The 17,377-nt window shown below is 71.4% G+C and carries 15 protein-coding genes, 1 tRNA gene and 2 pseudogenes; 8 read left to right on the forward strand and 10 right to left on the reverse strand.

Features of this window, described 5'->3' with window-relative positions; genetic code table 11:
* Nucleotides 1–197, reverse strand: a pseudogene (locus AB0F81_RS38125) (L-seryl-tRNA(Sec) selenium transferase); the annotation flags it as partial.
* Between the two features lie 23 nt (nt 198–220).
* A tRNA-Sec gene (locus AB0F81_RS38130) sits at nt 221–316 on the reverse strand.
* Nucleotides 317–441: 125 nt separating this feature from the next.
* Here AB0F81_RS38130 and AB0F81_RS38135 point away from each other — a divergent pair.
* The 4 genes from AB0F81_RS38135 to selD are packed head-to-tail and all read left to right on the forward strand — an operon-like array spanning nt 442 to nt 3,649.
* On the forward strand, nt 442–1,026 hold the full coding sequence (locus tag AB0F81_RS38135; protein WP_360205784.1) for a DUF998 domain-containing protein: 585 nt from the start codon (nt 442–444) through the stop codon (nt 1,024–1,026).
* A gap of 11 nt (nt 1,027–1,037) precedes the next feature.
* Nucleotides 1,038–1,412, forward strand: a complete 375-nt coding sequence (locus AB0F81_RS38140; protein ID WP_360205787.1) for a YciI family protein — start codon at nt 1,038–1,040, stop codon at nt 1,410–1,412.
* The gene (locus AB0F81_RS38145; RefSeq protein ID WP_360205790.1) at nt 1,409–2,644 is read left to right on the forward strand and encodes a DUF6596 domain-containing protein; all 1,236 of its coding nucleotides are present in this window, start codon (nt 1,409–1,411) and stop codon (nt 2,642–2,644) included. Before AB0F81_RS38140 ends, AB0F81_RS38145 begins: the two co-directional genes overlap by 4 nt.
* A 12-nt stretch (nt 2,645–2,656) precedes the next feature.
* Nucleotides 2,657–3,649, forward strand: coding sequence for a selenide, water dikinase SelD (selD, locus tag AB0F81_RS38150; protein WP_360205793.1), 993 nt, complete (start codon nt 2,657–2,659; stop codon nt 3,647–3,649).
* Here the strand turns inward: selD and AB0F81_RS38155 are convergent.
* The 3 genes and pseudogenes from AB0F81_RS38155 to AB0F81_RS38165 form a co-directional block, all read right to left on the reverse strand.
* Nucleotides 3,636–4,265: a response regulator transcription factor gene (locus AB0F81_RS38155; protein ID WP_360205851.1), complete on the reverse strand. Its 630-nt coding sequence runs from the start codon at nt 4,263–4,265 to the stop codon at nt 3,636–3,638. The genes selD and AB0F81_RS38155 overlap by 14 nt on opposite strands.
* Complete coding sequence (locus tag AB0F81_RS38160) at nt 4,262–4,564, reverse strand: ATP-binding protein (RefSeq protein ID WP_360205854.1); 303 nt, start codon at nt 4,562–4,564, stop codon at nt 4,262–4,264. Before AB0F81_RS38160 ends, AB0F81_RS38155 begins: the two co-directional genes overlap by 4 nt.
* A gap of 94 nt (nt 4,565–4,658) precedes the next feature.
* A pseudogene (locus AB0F81_RS38165) lies at nt 4,659–5,636 on the reverse strand (hypothetical protein); the annotation flags it as partial.
* A gap of 466 nt (nt 5,637–6,102) precedes the next feature.
* On the opposite strand from AB0F81_RS38165, the gene AB0F81_RS38170 reads away from it, so the two are divergent.
* Nucleotides 6,103–6,582 carry a hypothetical protein gene (locus tag AB0F81_RS38170; RefSeq protein ID WP_360205796.1) on the forward strand — a complete coding sequence of 160 codons (480 nt, stop codon included), beginning with the start codon at nt 6,103–6,105 and terminating at the stop codon, nt 6,580–6,582.
* Here AB0F81_RS38170 and AB0F81_RS38175 read toward each other — a convergent pair.
* From AB0F81_RS38175 to AB0F81_RS38195, 5 genes are all read right to left on the reverse strand, one after another.
* The gene (locus AB0F81_RS38175) at nt 6,579–7,364 is read right to left on the reverse strand and encodes a polysaccharide lyase family 7 protein (protein ID WP_360205799.1); all 786 of its coding nucleotides are present in this window, start codon (nt 7,362–7,364) and stop codon (nt 6,579–6,581) included. The genes AB0F81_RS38170 and AB0F81_RS38175 overlap by 4 nt on opposite strands.
* Before the next feature lie 318 nt (nt 7,365–7,682).
* The gene (gene nrfD, locus AB0F81_RS38180; protein WP_360205802.1) at nt 7,683–8,609 is read right to left on the reverse strand and encodes an NrfD/PsrC family molybdoenzyme membrane anchor subunit; all 927 of its coding nucleotides are present in this window, start codon (nt 8,607–8,609) and stop codon (nt 7,683–7,685) included.
* Nucleotides 8,610–8,773: 164 nt separating this feature from the next.
* The gene (locus AB0F81_RS38185) at nt 8,774–9,679 is read right to left on the reverse strand and encodes a 4Fe-4S dicluster domain-containing protein (RefSeq protein ID WP_360205805.1); all 906 of its coding nucleotides are present in this window, start codon (nt 9,677–9,679) and stop codon (nt 8,774–8,776) included.
* A complete protein-coding gene (gene fdh / locus AB0F81_RS38190; RefSeq protein WP_360205808.1) occupies nt 9,669–12,872 on the reverse strand; it encodes a formate dehydrogenase in 3,204 nt (1,067 codons plus the stop codon). Before fdh ends, AB0F81_RS38185 begins: the two co-directional genes overlap by 11 nt.
* Nucleotides 12,873–12,965: 93 nt before the next feature.
* Nucleotides 12,966–13,571, reverse strand: a complete 606-nt coding sequence (locus tag AB0F81_RS38195; protein ID WP_360205811.1) for a helix-turn-helix domain-containing protein — start codon at nt 13,569–13,571, stop codon at nt 12,966–12,968.
* 74 nt (nt 13,572–13,645) lie between these two features.
* Here AB0F81_RS38195 and AB0F81_RS38200 point away from each other — a divergent pair, with 74 nt between their 5' ends.
* The 3 genes from AB0F81_RS38200 to AB0F81_RS38210 all read left to right on the forward strand — a co-directional run bounded on the left by AB0F81_RS38200 (nt 13,646) and on the right by AB0F81_RS38210 (nt 16,791).
* Complete coding sequence (locus AB0F81_RS38200; protein WP_360205814.1) at nt 13,646–14,746, forward strand: FAD-dependent monooxygenase; 1,101 nt, start codon at nt 13,646–13,648, stop codon at nt 14,744–14,746.
* A gap of 289 nt (nt 14,747–15,035) precedes the next feature.
* Nucleotides 15,036–15,869: a sugar nucleotide-binding protein gene (locus AB0F81_RS38205; protein WP_360205857.1), complete on the forward strand. Its 834-nt coding sequence runs from the start codon at nt 15,036–15,038 to the stop codon at nt 15,867–15,869.
* Nucleotides 15,870–16,176: 307 nt separating this feature from the next.
* Nucleotides 16,177–16,791, forward strand: coding sequence for a dihydrofolate reductase family protein (locus AB0F81_RS38210; protein ID WP_360205817.1), 615 nt, complete (start codon nt 16,177–16,179; stop codon nt 16,789–16,791).
* The last annotated feature ends 586 nt before the right edge of the window (nt 16,792–17,377 follow it).

A 17,377-nucleotide genomic window follows, 5' to 3' on the forward strand; every position in this document is an offset into this window, starting at 1 on the left:
CCGCCCGCGGTCACCGGGAGCGCGGCCACCGCCGCGTCCGCGACCGCGCCGGGCGCGAGCAGGCCGTCCCGGGCGCGCTGCTGGGCGGCGACGACCGCCGCCTTCACCGTGGCCCGGCCGAGCGTGTCGGCGGCGGCTCGCAGGCGCGGATCCTCCAGAACCAGATCGGTACGGGGTACGCGCCGCCGCGGATCCACGAGGCCCCTTCCTGTGCTGTCTTTGGCGGAGGCGGACGGGAATCGAACCCGCCCGGCCCGGATACCGGGCCACAACGGTTTTGAAGACCGCGAGGGGCACCAGCCACCTGAACGCCTCCGCCGATCACGGTAACCGCATCGGCGTGCCGTCGCTGGTTCGGAAAAAGTTCGGCGGGCGTGTCGATCCGCGGTGACGCCGTTCGAGCAAGGGGTGAAACAGCCCGTCGAACGAGGAGAACACCCCATGCGTACGCGAACGTTGCTCACCGCCGGCATCGTGGCCGGCCCGCTCTACGTGCTGGTCTCGCTGATCGAGATCGCCGTGCGGGACGGTTTCGACCCGAGCCGGCACGCCTGGAGCATGCTGGCCAACGGCCCCTTCGGCTGGGTGCACAGCCTCACCCTGATCGTCTCCGGGCTGCTCGTCATGGCGGGCGCGGCCGGGCTGTCCCGGGCCGCCTCCCGGGCGGTGGGCGTGCTGATCGGGCTCTACGGGCTCGGCATGGTCGGGTCCGGGTTCTTCGCCGCCGACCCGGGGCGCGGCTTCCCGGCCGGCACCCCGGAGGAAGTGCCGGTGAGCTGGCACGGCGGGCTGCACTTCCTGCTCGGCGGCATCGGATTCCTCGGGCTGGTCGCGGCGTGTCTGCTGCTCGGACGACACTTGCGCGGGAGACTGGCGCTCTTCTCGTACGCAACCGGGGTGTTGTTCTTCGCGGCCTTTGCCGCGCTGGCCGCCGGCGGCGGCAGCGCGTGGAGCCTGTTCGGCTTCACCGGTGCCGTGATTCTGGCGTCCGCCTGGCTCTCGACCGTCTGCGCCCACTACCGCTGATTGGAGCCGACATGCGTTATCTGACCCTGCTGCGCGCGAAGCAGTCCGCCACCCCGCCGCCGCCCGAGCTGATGGCCGCGATCATGGCCCTCGGTGAGGAGGCCACCCGGGCCGGCAGCCTGCTCGACACCTCCGGCCTGGCGCCGAGCGCCAGCGGCGCCCGGGTGAGCCTGACCGGCGGCGAGCTGATGACCACCGACGGGCCGTTCGCCGAGGCGAAGGAGGTGATCAGCTACGCGATCTACGAGGTGCGCTCGAAGGAGGAGGCGGTCGAGTGGGCGTCCCGGTTCCTGCGCGCCCACCAGGACCTGTGGCCGGGCTGGGAGGGTGAGGTCGACGTGCTGAAACTGTTCGGCCCGGAGGACTTCCCGGCGGCCGGCGCTTGAGCAGCGACCCGGCGGCCGTCCTGGAGGCGGTCTGGCGGATCGAGTCGGCGAGGCTCGTGGCGAGCCTCGCCCGGCTCCTGCAGGACGTCGGCGCGGCCGAGGAGATCGCCCAGGACACCCTGGTGATCGCCCTGGAGCAGTGGCCGCGCGACGGCGTGCCCCGCGAACCCGGCCCGTGGCTGCGGGCCACCGCCAAGCACCGGGCCATCGACCTGATCCGCCGCCGGCAGCGGTACGCGGAGAAGCTCGCGGTCCTCGCCGGCGACGCCACCGCGGTTCCCGGGCCGGAGGAGGCCGATCTCGACGACCACATCGGCGACGACCTGCTGCGGCTGATCTTCACGGCCGCGCATCCGGTGCTGTCCACCGAGTCCCGGGTGGCGCTGACCCTGCGCCTGCTCGGCGGGCTGAGCACTCCGGCGATCGCCCGCGCGTTCCTGATCAGCGAGGCCACCGCCGCGCAGCGCATCGTCCGGGCCAAACGCACCCTGGCCGAGGCGGGCGTCCGGTTCAGCATGCCGGCGCCCGCCGAGATCGCCGAGCGGACCGGGACCGTCCTCGGCGTGCTCTATCTGATCTTCAACGAGGGGTACGCGGCGACCGGCGGCACCGACTGGGCGCAGCCGGAGCTGTGCCGTGAGGCGATCCGGCTCGGCCGGGTCCTGACCGGTCTGCTGCCGGACGAGCCGGAGGTGCACGGCCTGAGCGCGCTGATGGAGTTGCAGGCGTCCCGGCTGCCGGCCCGCACCGACGCGTCCGGCCGGCCGGTGCTGCTCGACGACCAGGACCGGCGCCGCTGGGACCGGCTGCTGATCCGGCGTGGCCTGCGGGCGCTGGAGCGGGCGGAGGCGCTCGGCGGCGGTCGCTACACGATCCAGGCCGCCATCGCCGCCTGTCACGCGCGGGCGAACACCGCCGCGGACACCGACTGGACCCGGATCGCCGCGCTCTACGAGGTGCTCGCCTACCTGCAGCCGTCCCCGGTGGTGCGGCTCAACCAGGCGGTCGCGGTGGGCCGGGCCGGCGATCCGGCCCGGGGGCTGCGCATCGTGGACGGTCTGGGCGCGGAACGGTCCCTGCGCGACTATCCGCAGCTGCCGGCGGTCCGCGGCGACCTGCTGGCCCGGCTCGGCCGGCCCGCCGAGGCGCGGGCCGCGTTCGAGCGGGCCGCCGCGCTGACCCGCAACGAGGCCGAGCGTGCCCTGTACCGGGCCCGCGCCGCCGAACTGTGAAACAGTGCGGTGATGATCCGGCTGACCCAGTACGCGCACGGCGGCGGCTGCGCCTGCAAGATTCCGCCCGGTGAGCTGGAGGACGTGGTCGCAGGCCTGGTCGGCGGCGCCGCCCCGGCGGGACCCGGTGAGCTGCTGGTCGGCCTGGACGACGGCGACGACGCGGCGGTCGTGCGGATCGCCGCCGGCACCGCGGTGGTCGCCACCGCCGACTTCTTCACCCCGGTCGTCGACGACGCCTACGACTGGGGCCGGATCGCCGCCGCCAACGCCCTGTCCGACGTGTACGCGATGGGCGGCACCCCGGTCGTCGCGGTGAACCTGCTCGGCTGGCCGCGGGACGTGCTGCCGATGGAGCTGGCCGCCGAGGTGCTGCGCGGTGGCCTGGACGTGGCCCGGCAGGCGGGGTGCCATGTGGCTGGTGGGCACAGCGTCGACGATCCGGAACCGAAGTACGGCATGGCGGTCACCGGCGTCGCCGACCCGGCCCGGCTGATGCGCAACGACGCCGGGACGGCCGGGGTGCCGCTCACCCTCACCAAGCCGCTCGGGGTCGGTGTGCTGAACAGCCGGCACAAGGCCACCGGCGAGGTTTTCCCGCAGGCGATCGCGGCGATGACCACGCTGAACCGGGACGCCGCCGCGGCCGCCCTGGCCGCCGGCATCGTGTGCGCGACCGACGTGACCGGCTTCGGCCTGCTCGGCCACCTGCACAAACTGGCCCGGGCCAGCGGGGTCACCGCGCGCGTCGACGCCGCGGCGGTCCCGTTCCTGGACGGCGCCCGGGAGGCTCTGCGGGACGGCCACGTCAGCGGCGGCACCCGCCGCAACCTGGACTGGGTACGCCCGCACGCCGACACCGGCGCCGTCGCGGAGGGCGACCTGTTGCTGCTGGCGGACGCGCAGACCTCCGGCGGCCTGCTGGTCGCCGGGGAGCTGCCCGGTCACCCGGTGGTCGGCGAGCTGGTGCCCCGCCGGGACGACGTCACGATCATCGTGCGCTGAGGCCGCCGGCGCGGCCCAGGGCGATCGCGTCCTCGCGGGTGGCGACGCCGAGCTTGCCGAGCATCTCCGAGATCCGGTTCCGGATCGTCTTCGGGGCCAGGAACAGCCGGGCCGCCACCTGGTTCGTGGAGAGCCCGCGGACGAGCAGTTCGAGGATCTCCAGGTCACGGGAGTCGAGCGCGGCCAGGCCGGGCGGGGGTGGTGCGGTGCGGGCCGCGGCGACCACCGCGGCCTGCGCGCCGCGGCCGAGGACCAGGGCGCCGCGGGCGGCGGAGTGGATGGCGGCGAGGACGTCCTCCGGGTCGGAGTCCTTCAGCAGGTAGCCGTCGAGGCCGGCGCCGAGGCTGCGGACGACGGACTGGTCGTCGGCGTGCATGGTGAAGACGAGCACGCGCAGGCCGGGGTGGCGCTGTTTGAGGGCGGCGCCGAGGCTGATGCCGTCGCCGTCGGGCAGCCGCAGGTCGAGCACGGCGATGTCGGCCTCGGTGGTGACGGCGCGGGCCTCGGCGGCGGAGCGGACCGCGGCGACCAGGTGCAGGGCGGGGTCGGACTCGACGAGGGCGGAGAGGCCGGCGAGCACGATGGGGTGGTCGTCGGCCACCAGCACTCTGATCATCGCGCCGCCCTTTGAGTGGGTAGTTGCAGGCAGAGCCGGGTGCCCTGCCCGTCGCGGGTGGACACCTGCAGGCTGCCGCCGAGCTCCGACGCACGCCGGCGCAGCGACGACAGGCCGACGCCCGGCGTGATCGGGCCGCCCACCCCGTCGTCGGTGACCTCGACCACCACCGCCCCACCCGAACTGCTCACCCGCACGAGAACCGCTCCCGCGCGGGCGTGCCGCGTTCGTGAGCGCCTCCGCGACCGACCGGTAGACCGCCACCGCGACCTCCGGCGCGACCCCGCCGTCCAGATCACTGTCGAGGGTCACCGCCGGCCCCTGCCCGGCGAACGACCCGACCAGGCGGTCGAGGGCGGCACCGAGATCACCGTCGTCCAGCACGGACGGGGTCAGGCCGGAGACGACCCGGCGCAGGTCACTGCGGCAGTCGGCGAGCTCGCTCGCCAGCACCTCGAGGACCGGATCCTGCCGGTGACGCAGTTCGGCGCGCACCCGCATGCTCATCCCGACCAGCATCGGCCCCAGCCCGTCGTGCAGGTCGCCGAGGATCCGGGCACGCTCGCTGTCGCGCTCGCGCGCCAGGTCCCGGCGCACATGACCGGCCTCGACAGCCAGCTCGACAGCCTTCGCCACCAGCGCCACCGTGGGCAGCAGCTGCCGCACCACCCGATCCTGACGCGCCTCCGGCCCCTCCGGATGCCGCGGCTCCAGGTAGAGAGTGCCGACCCGGTCGCCCCCGACGACCAGCGGATACAGCGCCCAGTGGGCAGCCACGTCCGGCAGATCCGGACCGACCACCAGGCCGACCCGCTCATGGCCGCTGGCCGCGGCCACCATCGCGGCGGCCTTGCCCAACAATGCACGAGCATCATCCGTACGGCTGTGCAGGTCGGCCGTTATCTCGGCGACGTCGACGGCGGAGAGCGTGCCCGGGCCGTAGCGGCGGGTCAGGAACTGGCGCCGCAGCCACAGCAGGGCGGGGAGGACGAGGACGGCCGCCACCACCGCGGAGAACGCGCCGGAGAGGTCCGGGCGGGGCACCCCGGCGTGCTCGCCGCCGATCCGGACCAGCGTGCCGGCGCCGGCGCCGATCAGCAGCGTGACGAGGGCGACCGCGGCGTCGACCAGCGGTTCGCTGACCGGCCGCAGCTCGCGGATCGTCACGAGGCGGACGACCAGGGCGGCGATGCCCCACAGGCCGAGGGTCATCACGACCGCGAGCGCCGGGGTCGCGTCAGCCGTGCTCGCGTCTGCCGTGCTCGCGTCTGCCGTGGTCACTTTGGCCGCGGTCGTGTTTGCGGTGATCAACAGCGTGGCCACCAGCGCGGCCGAGCCGGTCAGGAGCCAGACGAGGCGGCGTCGCGACATCCGGTCCCCGGTGAGGTCCACGCCCCAGCCGATGACGGCGAGGACCGCGACGACCGGGGCGATGCCGAGCCGCTCCCAGAGCCGTTCGACGGCCGGCCACCCACCATTCGTGGCCGCTGCGCTCAGGGCGACGCCGGTGACGACCGCGGGAACCACGGCGAACACGGTGAACGCCCAGCCGAGACGCGACCGTGGGTCCCGGTCGAGCAGCAGCGCCGCGGCCAGTCCGAACGCGGGCCAGCCCAGCCCGTACAGCGCACCGGCCGGCACCGGGCTGTCGCCGAGCCCGACGAGGGCCGGCGCCGCGCCCACCGCGGTGGCCAGCGCCGCACCGGCGACCGGGGCGGACACTCCGTTGTTCACAGGACCATCGTGCAGCAGTCGACCGGGCGGTCACAGGGGCGCGGGACAGGCCGGGACATCGCGGGACTGGTGCCCGGGACAGTTCGGCGCGCACGGTGTTGTCATGTCGTACACAACCTCGAGCCGCACCTCTCGCGGCCTGCCCGCGTCCCTTCTGGTGGGTGGCGCGTTCGCGCTCACCACCGTCGCCAACATCCTCTTCCGTGTCGCCGACATCGTGTTCACCGACACCGATCCACACCGTCCGGAAGGCCCGGTCGAGAGCATCGTGAGCATCAGCGTGGTCGGCGGTCTCGGCCTGCTGCTGGCCCTGGCGATCGCTCTCCCGCTGCGCCGCGACCCGGCCCGTTCCCGGATCGGCGCGATCGTCCTCGGCTCGCTGGCCCTGGTCAGCCTGCCGGTCTGGTGGTCCGGCGCCCCCGCCGTGCTGGGCGCCGCGGCGGCGTGGCTGGCCGGCCTGACCACCGACGGCCCGCCGTCTCAGCCCGGCGCCGCACGTGGCTTCGGCATCGTGGGCTTCGTCGTGGCGGTCCTGGTCGTGGTGGCCGTTCTCGTCGGCAACCTGTCCTCGTACCTCGGCTAACCGTGCCGTACGGTCAAGCTGTAGAACTTGACCTTCGCCCCGTTGCTGGTGCTCTCCGACGACGACTGGTTGTAGGACCCGGCCTTGAAATACTGCCGGTACGGGCTGAACGCAGCCGGAATGGTGTAACTCGTCGGCGTCCCGTTCAGGGTCAGACGGAGCCGGTTGCCGGACACGTTGATCACGTAGGTCCACTTCACGCCGAGCGCCACGTTGCCGACCCGGTGCAGGGTCTGCCCGCTGGCGTCGGGTGAGTTCTGAGTGCCGAAGAAGATGTCGCCGTTGGGCCGGTAGTAGAGTTCCGCGAGCGGTTTGGTCGACGTGCCACCGGAGCCCAGCTTCACCTGCCCGACGGCGACGTTCTTGGTGACCGACACGACGCGCAGCTGGGCGCTGAGCGTGTGATTCCCGGCCAGCGCCCAGTCGGCCCCGCTCCCGTTCGGGTTCATCTCCCGAAGCTCCGACCGCGCGTACTTCGAGTTGGGCGTGGTGACGCCCTTCTCCGGCGCCCAGAACGTCATCGACCCGTCGTTCTTGTCGGTCCAGAAGAACGAGGAGTTGCTGTAGCCGGAGGCACCCTTGAGCCGCGACGGTGGGATCGTGTCCGGCTTGCCCGGACTGCCGGTAGGCAACTGCAGGGCCCAGATCGACAGGTCGAAGTTGCCGCCGGGCGGCAGGCTCGGGTCGAGCGCAGCGGCCGAAGCCTGGCTGGTACCCACCGCCCCGAGACTACCGGCGACCGAGGTGGACAGGGCGGCGGCGAGCAGAGTCCGTCTGTTCATGGGGATGACCTCTTCCGGTAAAGAGAGTTAAATAAAGCAGCTCGTCGATGCCCGGTTCAAGGCGTTTCCCCCTTAAAGAACCTTAAATCGTCCCCCCTCCGCAGCCGGCCGCCCTCGTAGCCGCAACCCCTTGGCGCCGCCCCGTCGCTGTCCCGTGGCGCGCTCCCGCAATTTCGGAGCCGCTCGAAGCCAACTGCTCAGTTGCGGCGACGAGCATCGCGACCTTGTTGGCCTGCCGGGCAGCGCCGTGGCCGATGACGCCGGTGTCCCGCCAGGGCAGCGTCGTCACCGGCGACCTCCGTGGTCCCGCCAGTGCCGTCAGCCCTCGCCGGACTCCTTCAGTGCCAGCCGCTCGCGTTGGGGAACGACCGTGTACTTCGGGTCTTTCGCCGAGGCCACGCCGCCTTCGAAGATGCCGAAGCGGGTCGCCAGCGACGCGGTGAGCAGGGACAGACCGGAAAGGCCCGAGATCATCCGGCTCCGCCGCCCGAGCACCGCCCCCGCGACGCCGAGGGCGGTCAACGCCCGACCGGCACGCAGCAGCCGCCCGGCCCGCCCCTGCCGGTAGGGCTCGCTGAGGATCCCCTTGGAGGTCTCCACGCGGTGCGCCCCATACAGTTCCAGGGCCGCGCCGAACACGGCCATCCGGCGAGCCGGCCCCGCCTGATGGGCTGGAGCGCCCAGCAGACCAACGCCGGCGCCGCTGGCCAGAGCGCTGCCGGCGAAGACGAAGGGCAGCTCGGGATACGCCGCGTGCCAGCTCGGCGTGGCCGTGTCAGCGAGCAGAACCGCGGTATAGGTCGCGAGCGCCGGCGCCGCGGCCGCAGCCGCGTACTGCCCGGCCGTGCCCAGCGGCGTCACGACACGGCGGAGGGACCCTGGCAGCAGCGGCGCCAGTTCAGCAGCGGCCGAAACCCCCGCGGCGGCCCCGAACGCGCTGAGGATCCAGGTGCCCACCGACATCGGCGAGGTCGGTTTCGCAACCCGCAGCATGTGGTGGAACCGCTCCGGACGCCCGAGATCACTGACCAGGAAGTAGGTGCTGGCGACCAGGGCACCGAGCGAGGTGGCACGCCCGGCACGGCGCAGCGCGGGCCGGCCGGTGGCGTCCCCACCGGCGGCCAGCAACGCGGAGCCGGCAGCCAGGCCACCGGTGAACAGGTACGCCGCGATGTCGTGATGCCAGACCGGCGGACGCACGATCGGCCGACCGTAGTAGGAGCGGAATTCCGCCGCCGGCACCATTGACCGGTCACCGCCCCGCCCACGACCCGCTCGGCGTCCGCCATCCCGGCGCCCGGCATCCCTCGAACCGTCCCGCCCCGTCACTTGCCTCCCCTCAGTGTTCCCTCCCCCGTGCTCTCCACCGGGCAGACCGGGGCTCTCCTCGCGCGCCTCGTCGTGACGGCTCATGAACGGCCGCCCAAGAACGAGACGGCAACAGCGGCGGCCATCGCGAGCCCGGCCAGGCCGGCCCGTTTCCACATGGCCGGCAGGTCACGGCTGGGAACCACCGGATCCGGCGGCAGACCGTACACCTCGGGTTCGTCCAGCAGCAGGAAGAACGCACCGTTGCCGCCGACGCCGTCGCCGGGGTCGTGGCCGTACAGCCGGGCCCCGGCAACGCCCTGCTCGCCCAGCTGGTCGACGCGCTGCTGGGCGCGGTCGCGAAGTTCACTGAGCTCGCCGTACTGGATGGACTGCGTCGGACAGGCCTGCGCGCAGGCAGGCGTCAGCCCGTCGCCGATCCGGTCGTAGCACATGGTGCACTTCCATGCCCGGCCGTCGCCCTCCCGCCGGTCGATCACGCCGTAGGGACAGGCCGGGATGCAGTAACCGCACCCGTTGCAGATGTCCTCCTGCACCACCACGGTGCCGAACTCGGTGCGGAACAGCGACCCGGTCGGGCACACGTCCAGGCAGCCGGCGTGCGTGCAGTGCTTGCACACGTTGGACATCATCAGCCAGCGGAAATCGCTGCGTGGCGCATCCGTGGTGCGGCCCGGCAGATCGCTGCCGGGCATCCCGAGGAACTGTGGCTCCGCGGCCGTGGCAAGAACGTCGACGGCCGGCTGCTCGATGAACGCGACGTGCCGCCAGGAGTTCGCGGTCAGCCCACCGGTGTTGTCGTAGGAGGTGCCGAGCAGGTCGAACCCGTCGTCCGGCACCAGGTTCCACTCCTTGCAGGCCACCTCGCACGCCTTGCAGCCGATGCACACGCTGGTGTCGGTGAAGAACCCCATGCGTGGCGGCGCGTCGGTGTATCCCGCCTCCGGCGCCGGGTCGAGTGGCCCGTAGAGGCTGTTATGTCCCATCGCGCGCCGCCCGTCTGCGATAGCCGGCCACATAGTCCAGCAGCTCCTGCCCGGTCGGCCGCCGGCCGGGCCGGATGTCGCAGGTACCCACCTTGCTCTCCTGGATGAGCACGTTGGGGTCCAGCACGATGCCGATCAGGTCGTTGGCCGAGTCACCGGTCACCAGGCCCTCGCCGCCCCAGTGGTAGGGCATCCAGATCTGGTGCACGACCCTGCCGTCGATCCGCAGCGGGGTGAGCCGGTCGGTCACCATCACCCGCGCCTCGATCGCCGCCCGGGCGGTGACGATGTGCGCCCAGCCGAGGTGTTCCAGGCCGCGTTCCGCGGCCAGCTGCGGTGAGACCTCCACGAACATCTCCGGCTGCAGTTCAGACAGGTACGCCAACTGCCGGCTCATCCCGCCCGCGGTGTGGTGCTCGGTCAGCCTGCTGGTGCTGAAGATGTACGGGTACGCCTCGTCCAGGCTGGGGTTGATGGGATTGTCCGCCCGGTCGTACACCTTCCGCGTGGGATTCGCCTGCTGACCGTAGAGCGGGTTGCGGACCGGGGACTCGGCCGGCTCGTAGTGTGTCGGCAGCGGCCCGTCGATCAGGCCGCTCGGTGCGTACAGCCAGCCCTTTCCGTCGCCCTGCATGATGAACGGATCGTCGCCGGAGATCGCCTCGACGCCGGTGGCCCCGTCCGGCGGACGGTAGGACGGCGGCTTGTCCCGTTCGAAGTCGGGCACGTCGTAGCCGGTCCACTCACCAGCTTCCGGGTCCCACCACACGTATTTCTTCCGCTCCGACCAGGGCCGGCCGTCCGGATCGGCGGACGCCCGGTTGTAGAGCAGGCGCCGGTCCATCGGCCACGCCCAGCCCCACTCGGCGGCGACCCAGTCCTGCTCGCGGCCGGGCCGGCGACGCGCCGCCTGGTTCACCCCGTCCTTGAAGACCCCGGAGTAGATCCAGCAGCCACAGGCGGTGCTGCCGTCGGCCTTGAGCCCCGCGAAGCCGGGCAACGGTGCGCCGGTCGCCACGTCGTAGCCGTTGATCTCACGGAGCACGGCCTCGGCGTCCGGCTCGTCACCGTGCATCGGGTAGTCCCAGGTGAGGTTGAGCAGCCCCTGGTCGCGCGGCAGCGTGGAGTTGGCCAGCTTCTGCCGGACCCGGCGACCGAGGTGGTAGAAGAACCACAGCTCGGAACGGCAGTCACCGGGCGGGTCCAGCGCTTTCTCCCGCCACTGCAACAACCGCTGCGTCTGGGTGAAGGTGCCCTCCTTCTCCGCGTGCGAGGCGGCCGGTAGGAAGAACACCTCGGTGCGGCACTGCTCGGGGACGATCTCGCCGGTGGCGACCTCCGGCCCGTCTTTCCAGAAGGTGGCGCTCTCGATCAGGAACAGGTCTCGCACGACCAGCCAGTCGAGGTTGGCCATGCCGAGCCGCTGCGCCTTGCCGTGCGCCGAGCCGACCGCCGGGTTCTGACCGAGCAGGAAGTATCCCTTGATCTTCCCGTCGATCATGTCGAGCACCTGCTGGTAGGTGCCGTGGTCCCCGGTGAGCCGGGGCAGCCAGCCGTAGCCCCAGTCGTTGTCCGCGGTGGCCGACTCGCCCCAGTAGGCCTTGAGCAGGCTCACCGCGTAGCTCTCGGCGTTGGCCCAGAAACCCTTCTGCTCGGGGTTGCGGATCGCGTCGACCCATTGCCGGAATGTCTCGTGCTGGCGGTGATGCGGCATCGGCAGGTAGCCGGGCAGCAGGTTGAACAGCGTCGGGATGTCGGTCGAGCCCTGGATGCTGGCGTGCCCGCGCAGCGCCAGCACACCGCCGCCGGGCCGGCCCATGTTGCCCAGCAGCAGCTGGATGATCGCGCCGGTGCGGATGTACTGCACGCCGACGCTGTGCTGCGTCCAGCCGACCGAGTACACCAGCGTGGTGGTGCGCTCGCGTCCCGAGTTCGCCGTCCAGGCCTCGCACACCTCGAGGAACTTCTCCGGCGGCACACCGCAGACGCGCTCGACGACCTCGGGCGTGTAGCGGGCATAGTGCCGTTTGAGGATCTGGTACACGCACCGCGGGTGCTGCAGGGTCAGGTCGCGGGGCACGCCGGCGGGCACCGGCGGGCCGTGCGACTCCTGCTCCAGACCGGAGGCGGTCTCCCGGTCAGCGTGCGCCTCTTCCTCCTCCTGGCCTTCGTCCTTCTGCCCCGCGTACTGCCAGCTGCTCTGGTCGTACACGTTCAGCTCGCTGTCGAAGCCGGAGAACAGGCCGTCGAGGTCCTCGGTGTCCTGGAACTCCTCGCTGACGATCATGGACGCGTTGGTGTACGCGACCACGTACTCCCGGAAGTCCTTCTCGTTGCTCAGGATGTAGTTGATCACGCCGCCCAGGAAGGCGATGTCCGCGCCGGCCCGCATCGGCACGAAGGAGTGCGCGAGCGCGCTGGTCCGGGTGAACCGCGGATCGATGTGGATGACCTTCGCGCCGCGGTTCTTCGCCTCCACCACGTACTGAAAGCCCACCGGGTGCGCCTCAGCCATGTTGGAACCCTGAATGATGATGCAGTCCGCGTTTGCCAGATCCTGGAGGAATCCGGTGGCCCCGCCACGGCCGAAGCTGGTTCCCAGACCGGGAACGGTGGCGGAGTGTCAAATGCGCGCCTGGTTCTCGATCTGTAGGGCGCCGAGCGCGGTGAACAGTTTCTTGATCAGGTAGTTCTCTTCGTTGTCCAGAGTCGCCCCGCCCAGGCTGGAGATGCCCAGCGTCCGGTTGAGCGGCCGACCCTCGTCGTCGCGGTCTTCCCAGGTGGCGTCCCGGGCGCTGAGCACCCGGTCGGCGATCATGTCCATCGCCGTGTCGAGATCGAGCTCTTCCCACTCGGTTCCGAAGGGCCGACGGTAGAGCACCTTGCGCACCCTGCGCGGGCTCGTCACCAGGCTTTTGCTGGCTGAGCCCTTCGGGCACAGCCGCCCCCGGGAGATCGGGCTGTCGGGATCCCCTTCGATCTGAACGACCTCGCCGTCCTTGACGAAGATCCGCTGTCCGCAGCCGACCGCACAGTAGGGGCACACCGACCGGGCCATCGAGTCGGCCGTCCCGGTGCGGGCCGCCAGCTCGCGCGAGCGGACGGACTGCGCGGCCGCGCCCCGCCCCAGCGGGTCGGTGCCGGTGAGTTGCCGATAGACCGGCCACCCCTCGATCCAGGTGCGGACGCCCATGAGACCCGACCCTAGACCCGTTGGTGAAAGTCCGCATGTCGAGCGTGATCACGAGCGAGGAATCCGTGGGAACGGCCGCCCCGCCCATCTTGATCATGACCGGTCCCGGAGCCACGGGGACAGCGCCGCATCAACCGCCACCTGCACGGCGTGCCGCACCACGGCGGGGTCGTCGGTGTTGCCGGCGTCCTCCAGCAGGACCTGCAGGGCACCGGTCACAGCGCCGACGAAAGCACCCGTCAACGCGGCGGCGCTGACCTCGTCGAGCGACTCCGGGAACGCGGCTGCCAACTGCCGAGCGATCTCGCGCTGCGCGTCCAACTGAATCTGCAGAGCGCGGCCCCGGACAGCCGGCACCGTGCGGATCAGTCGCAACCGGAGCGCGGCGAGCCGGCCGGCCAGGTCATCACTGTCCTCGCCGACCTGGCGCAAGGCCCGCAGCAGGATCTCGGCGGGGCCGTCGTCCGGCTGGCGGTTGGCGATCGCGTGGAAGGTGGCGTGCACGCGGATGTCGCTCTCCGGGAACAGCAGGTCTTCCTTGCTGGCGAAGTAGCTGAAGAACGTCCTCGTGCCGATCTCCGCCTCGGCTGAGATCTGCGCGATGGTCGTCTCGTCGTAGCCCTGCCGCTCGAACAGGCCGGCAGCAGCCTCGACGAGCGCCTGCCGGGTCCGGGCTCGTTTCCGATCGCGAAGTGTCACACCGGCAGCATACGGCATCGAGTGCGTATTTGCACCCGTTGCATTTCTGCACTGAGTGCGGATAGCTTGCCGGTATGACTTCAGCGACGGCATTGATCTCCGGGGCGGGCATCGCCGGCCCGACACTCGCCTTCTGGCTGGCCCGGCGGGGATGGCAGGTCACCCTCGTGGAGCGGGCGCAAGGTCTGCGCTCCAGCGGCAACCCGGTCGACATTCGCGGCCCCGCAGTTCCCGTGGCTCGGCAGATGGGCATCCTGCCCCGCCTGCGTGAGGCCGCCACCCACGCCACCGCGATGCGAGTGGTCGACGTGGCGGGGCGGCGCATCGCCCGCATCCCGATGCCCGCCGCCAAAGGGGACGAGGTGGAAGTTCCTCGCGGCGACCTGGCAACCATCCTCTTCGCCGCGGTCCGTGAGGATGCCGAGTTGCTCCTGGACGACACGGTCACCGCTGTGCGCCAGGATGCCGGCGGCGTGGACGTGACCTTCGAGCACGCCGCACCGCGCCGGTTCGACGTGCTCATCGGCTCAGACGGGTTGCACTCGACGGTGCGGCGCCTCGTGTTCGGCCCGGAGACCCGGTTCGTCGAGCCCCTCGGCCTCTATGTGGCCACGATGCCGCTCGGCGGCCCGGCCGACCACGGCGACGAGGTCCTGCTGTGCAACACTCCGGGCCGGCTGGTGTCGATTCACCCTGCCAGTGGCGATGCGATGGCGGCCTTCATCTTCCGCAGCCCGCCCGTTCCCGGGCGTCGCGATCCCGGCGAGCAGCGGGCGGCCGTCATTTCGGCCTATGCGGAGATGGGCTGGCGCGTGCCCGATCTGCTGGACCGCCTGCGAGTGACGGACGACTTCTATTTCGATGCGGTCTGCCGGGTGCGTGTCCCGTCCTGGCATCAGGGCCGGGCCGCGCTGCTCGGTGACGCGGCCTCCTGCGTCTCCCTGCTCGGCGACGGTTCCAGTCTGGCCGTGGCCGGCGCGCACACCCTCGCCACAGCGTTGGCCGACGAGCCGCACCGGCCGGCCCTCGCCTACCGCCGTTATGAAGCACGGCACCGGCGCCTGGTCCGCCCGAAACAACGCAACATCAAGCGTGCGGCGGGTCTCCTGATCCCGGCCACCCGCCCGGGCCTGCTGGCCCGCAACGCGGTCGCCCGTCTGGTGAGCCGAGCCTGAGATGGTGGTCCTCGCCAGCCGTCGATTCGACGAGACAGAAACGGACCCGCCTTGGAGGGTTCTGGAGCGTCTCCCCGCCTCCCGCATGCGGTTGTCGTGCACGCCGAGTCAGCGCCCGGGCTGGTTTCAGAACCTCTGCGCGGCCGTTGCGCTATTCGCCCTGGTGGTGGCCGCGCTGCGCAGGTTCATCACGGCGCAACGCCCTCCAGGTGAGGAGCTTCCGCCGGAGAACGGTTTCCTGCGGGCCGACGAGCAGCTGCGGATTGCCCGTCCGCGTACCGTGCTTCGGGTGGATCTCCTCGTGATCGGCGGAAGTGGATTACTCGGCCGGGAGATCGCCGCGCAGGCCCGCAGGGCCGGTGCGGCGGTCGCCGCTACGTTCCATCAGCGCGCCGCCGAAGTCGACGGTGTCGACTGGCGACCGCTCGACATCCGCAGCCGGCCAGAGGTCGCGGAGCTGGTCCGGCGAATCAAACCCAGCACGATCGTCAACGCCGCGTTCCGGCAGTCCGACTGGACGACCACCGCCGACGGAGCGATGCACGTGGCTGCGGCGGCCGCCGAAGCTGGCGCCCGGTTGGTGCACATATCCAGCGACGCGGTGTTCGCCGGCCGCGCGGCGAGCTATGACGAGGAGTGCCCGCCCGATCCGGTGACGCCCTATGGGGCGGCCAAGGCAGCAGCCGAGACCGCCGTCAAGGGCTTGGACCGGGGAGCGGTCATCGCGCGGACCTCGCTCATCATCGGCGGCGGGGCGTCAGTGCACGAACGGCATGTGCACGCGCTCGCGTCCGGTGCCGCCGCCGGCGTGCTGTTCACCGATGACGTGCGATGCCCCGTCCACGTCGCCGACCTCGCCGCGGCCCTGTTGGAGCTGGCGGGCTCGGCCTACACGGGGATCCATCATGTCGCCGGCCGTGACGCTGTCAGCCGGCACGAACTCGGGCGGCTGATCGCCCGCCGCGACGGTCTCTCCGAAGCCGCCCTGCCAGCCGGCCTGCGTGCCGGGTCCGGCCCGCCGGGAGCCCTGGAGGTGCGGCTGGACTGCACCGTGACGCAGTCCCGGTTGACCACCCGGTTGCGAGGCGCTCATGAGTTCCTCACGCCGGTGAGTGCACGGTGACGCGCTTGTCCTCGGTCTCCGTCGGGCGCCTCACTCGACCACCATTCGGTCACCGGAACCTGTCCCCCGCCGTGCCACGCTCTCCGCTGTTTCGATCATGCACAGGGGTGCGCAGCCACTGCACGCTCGAGTGAAACGATCAGCACGCTGCCGGGATCGATCGCGAACTCGCTGCAGAAGTCCGCAAGATGGGCCCGGTGAGCCTCGGCTGATCCGTGTTGTTGATTTTGTTTCCGCCGGCCGATGAGTTCTGGTCGCGACGCCGGTCTACACCCACGAAACCACCTGATACGAAGGGATCAACACCATGGCAAAGGTCATCTCCACCCTGTTCATCTCGGCCGACGGCGTCGCCGAGATCGACCCGGACTGGCACTTCCCCTACTTCGACGAAGCCATGGGCCGCGCTGTTGCTGAGGACTACGACACGGCTGATGTGCTGCTGATCGGCCGGGAAACCTATGGCAGCTTCGCCGGCGCGTGGCCCGATCGGGAGGCGGCAGGCGGCGAGGACGCGCCTTTCGCCAAGCAACTCGGCGACATGCGCAAGGTGGTCGTCTCGCGTCAGCAGCTCGAGTTCACCTGGCGCAACTCGGAAGTGATCGACGGCGATCTGGTCGACGCTGTCACCGCGCTCAAAGCCGACGCCGGCATCAAGGGCCTCATCATCCCCGGATCGATCTCCGTGGTGCAGCAGCTGCTCGCCGCCGGCCTCGTCGACGAGCTTCGTCTGCTCATCCACCCCGTCGCGGCGCGCAAGGGCCGCAAGCTGTTCGACGAGGGCGACACCGCCTACCACCTGAAGGTTGCGGCGACCGAGTCCTTCCCGACCGGTGTGATCCGGGTGATCTACACGCCGACCGAGGCACCGGCCCCGGTCGGCTACGAAGAGGTCACCGACCAGGTGCCGAGCGGGAAGTAGCGGGCCGAGCGGGCGTCGTCCGGATGCCGGTTCCCAGGCGGTAGGCGCCGCCCTCACCGCCGTCCGGACGCCCGCCCGAGGACCCACAATCCGAGTTGATCGCCATTCGCGCGCTTTCACCCAACAAGCTCACCCGCAGGCGGACGAAGCGCTTCCCACCGAACGCCGCCGTTGCCGGGCGCTGACGCTCCGGCGACCGCTGCGACCGCGGTGGGGACAGCCCGGCGCTGGCGACAGCGACCGCGACAGCAACCGCCCTCCGGGCTGGCGAAAGCGCCGGCGAGCGCGACAGCGATAGCCCTCAAGGCTGGCGAAAGCGCCGGCGAGCGCGACAAGCTCGGCCACCGCGACAGCAACAACCCAGCGCTGGCGACAGTCACCGCGACAGCGACCCCTTGGACACGCGCGACGGCGACCGCCCCGCGCTGGCGACGGCCCTCGCCGCGGGCGATAGCCACCACAACGGCCCTCGCCGCTCGCCGCTCGCCGCTCGCCGCTCGCCGCTCGCCGCTCGCCGCTCGCCGCTCGCCGCTCGCGACAGCGACAGCGACAGCGACAGCGACAGCGACAGCGACAGCGACAGCGA

Origin of the sequence: Actinoplanes sp. NPDC024001, from assembly GCF_040638955.1 — a bacterium.
Taxonomy (GTDB): domain Bacteria; phylum Actinomycetota; class Actinomycetes; order Mycobacteriales; family Micromonosporaceae; genus Actinoplanes.

Coding starts and splice junctions, on each gene's coding strand:
- AB0F81_RS38135 (WP_360205784.1), top strand. CDS start 442: ATGCGTACGCGAACGTTGCTCACCGCCGGCATCGTGGCCGGCCCGCTC.
- AB0F81_RS38140 (WP_360205787.1), top strand. CDS start 1,038: ATGCGTTATCTGACCCTGCTGCGCGCGAAGCAGTCCGCCACCCCGCCG.
- selD (WP_360205793.1), top strand. CDS start 2,657: ATGATCCGGCTGACCCAGTACGCGCACGGCGGCGGCTGCGCCTGCAAG.
- AB0F81_RS38155 (WP_360205851.1), bottom strand. CDS start 4,265: ATGATCAGAGTGCTGGTGGCCGACGACCACCCCATCGTGCTCGCCGGC.
- AB0F81_RS38170 (WP_360205796.1), top strand. CDS start 6,103: ATGTCGTACACAACCTCGAGCCGCACCTCTCGCGGCCTGCCCGCGTCC.
- AB0F81_RS38175 (WP_360205799.1), bottom strand. CDS start 7,364: ATGAACAGACGGACTCTGCTCGCCGCCGCCCTGTCCACCTCGGTCGCC.
- nrfD (WP_360205802.1), bottom strand. CDS start 8,609: ATGGTGCCGGCGGCGGAATTCCGCTCCTACTACGGTCGGCCGATCGTG.
- AB0F81_RS38185 (WP_360205805.1), bottom strand. CDS start 9,679: ATGGGACATAACAGCCTCTACGGGCCACTCGACCCGGCGCCGGAGGCG.
- AB0F81_RS38200 (WP_360205814.1), top strand. CDS start 13,646: ATGACTTCAGCGACGGCATTGATCTCCGGGGCGGGCATCGCCGGCCCG.
- AB0F81_RS38210 (WP_360205817.1), top strand. CDS start 16,177: ATGGCAAAGGTCATCTCCACCCTGTTCATCTCGGCCGACGGCGTCGCC.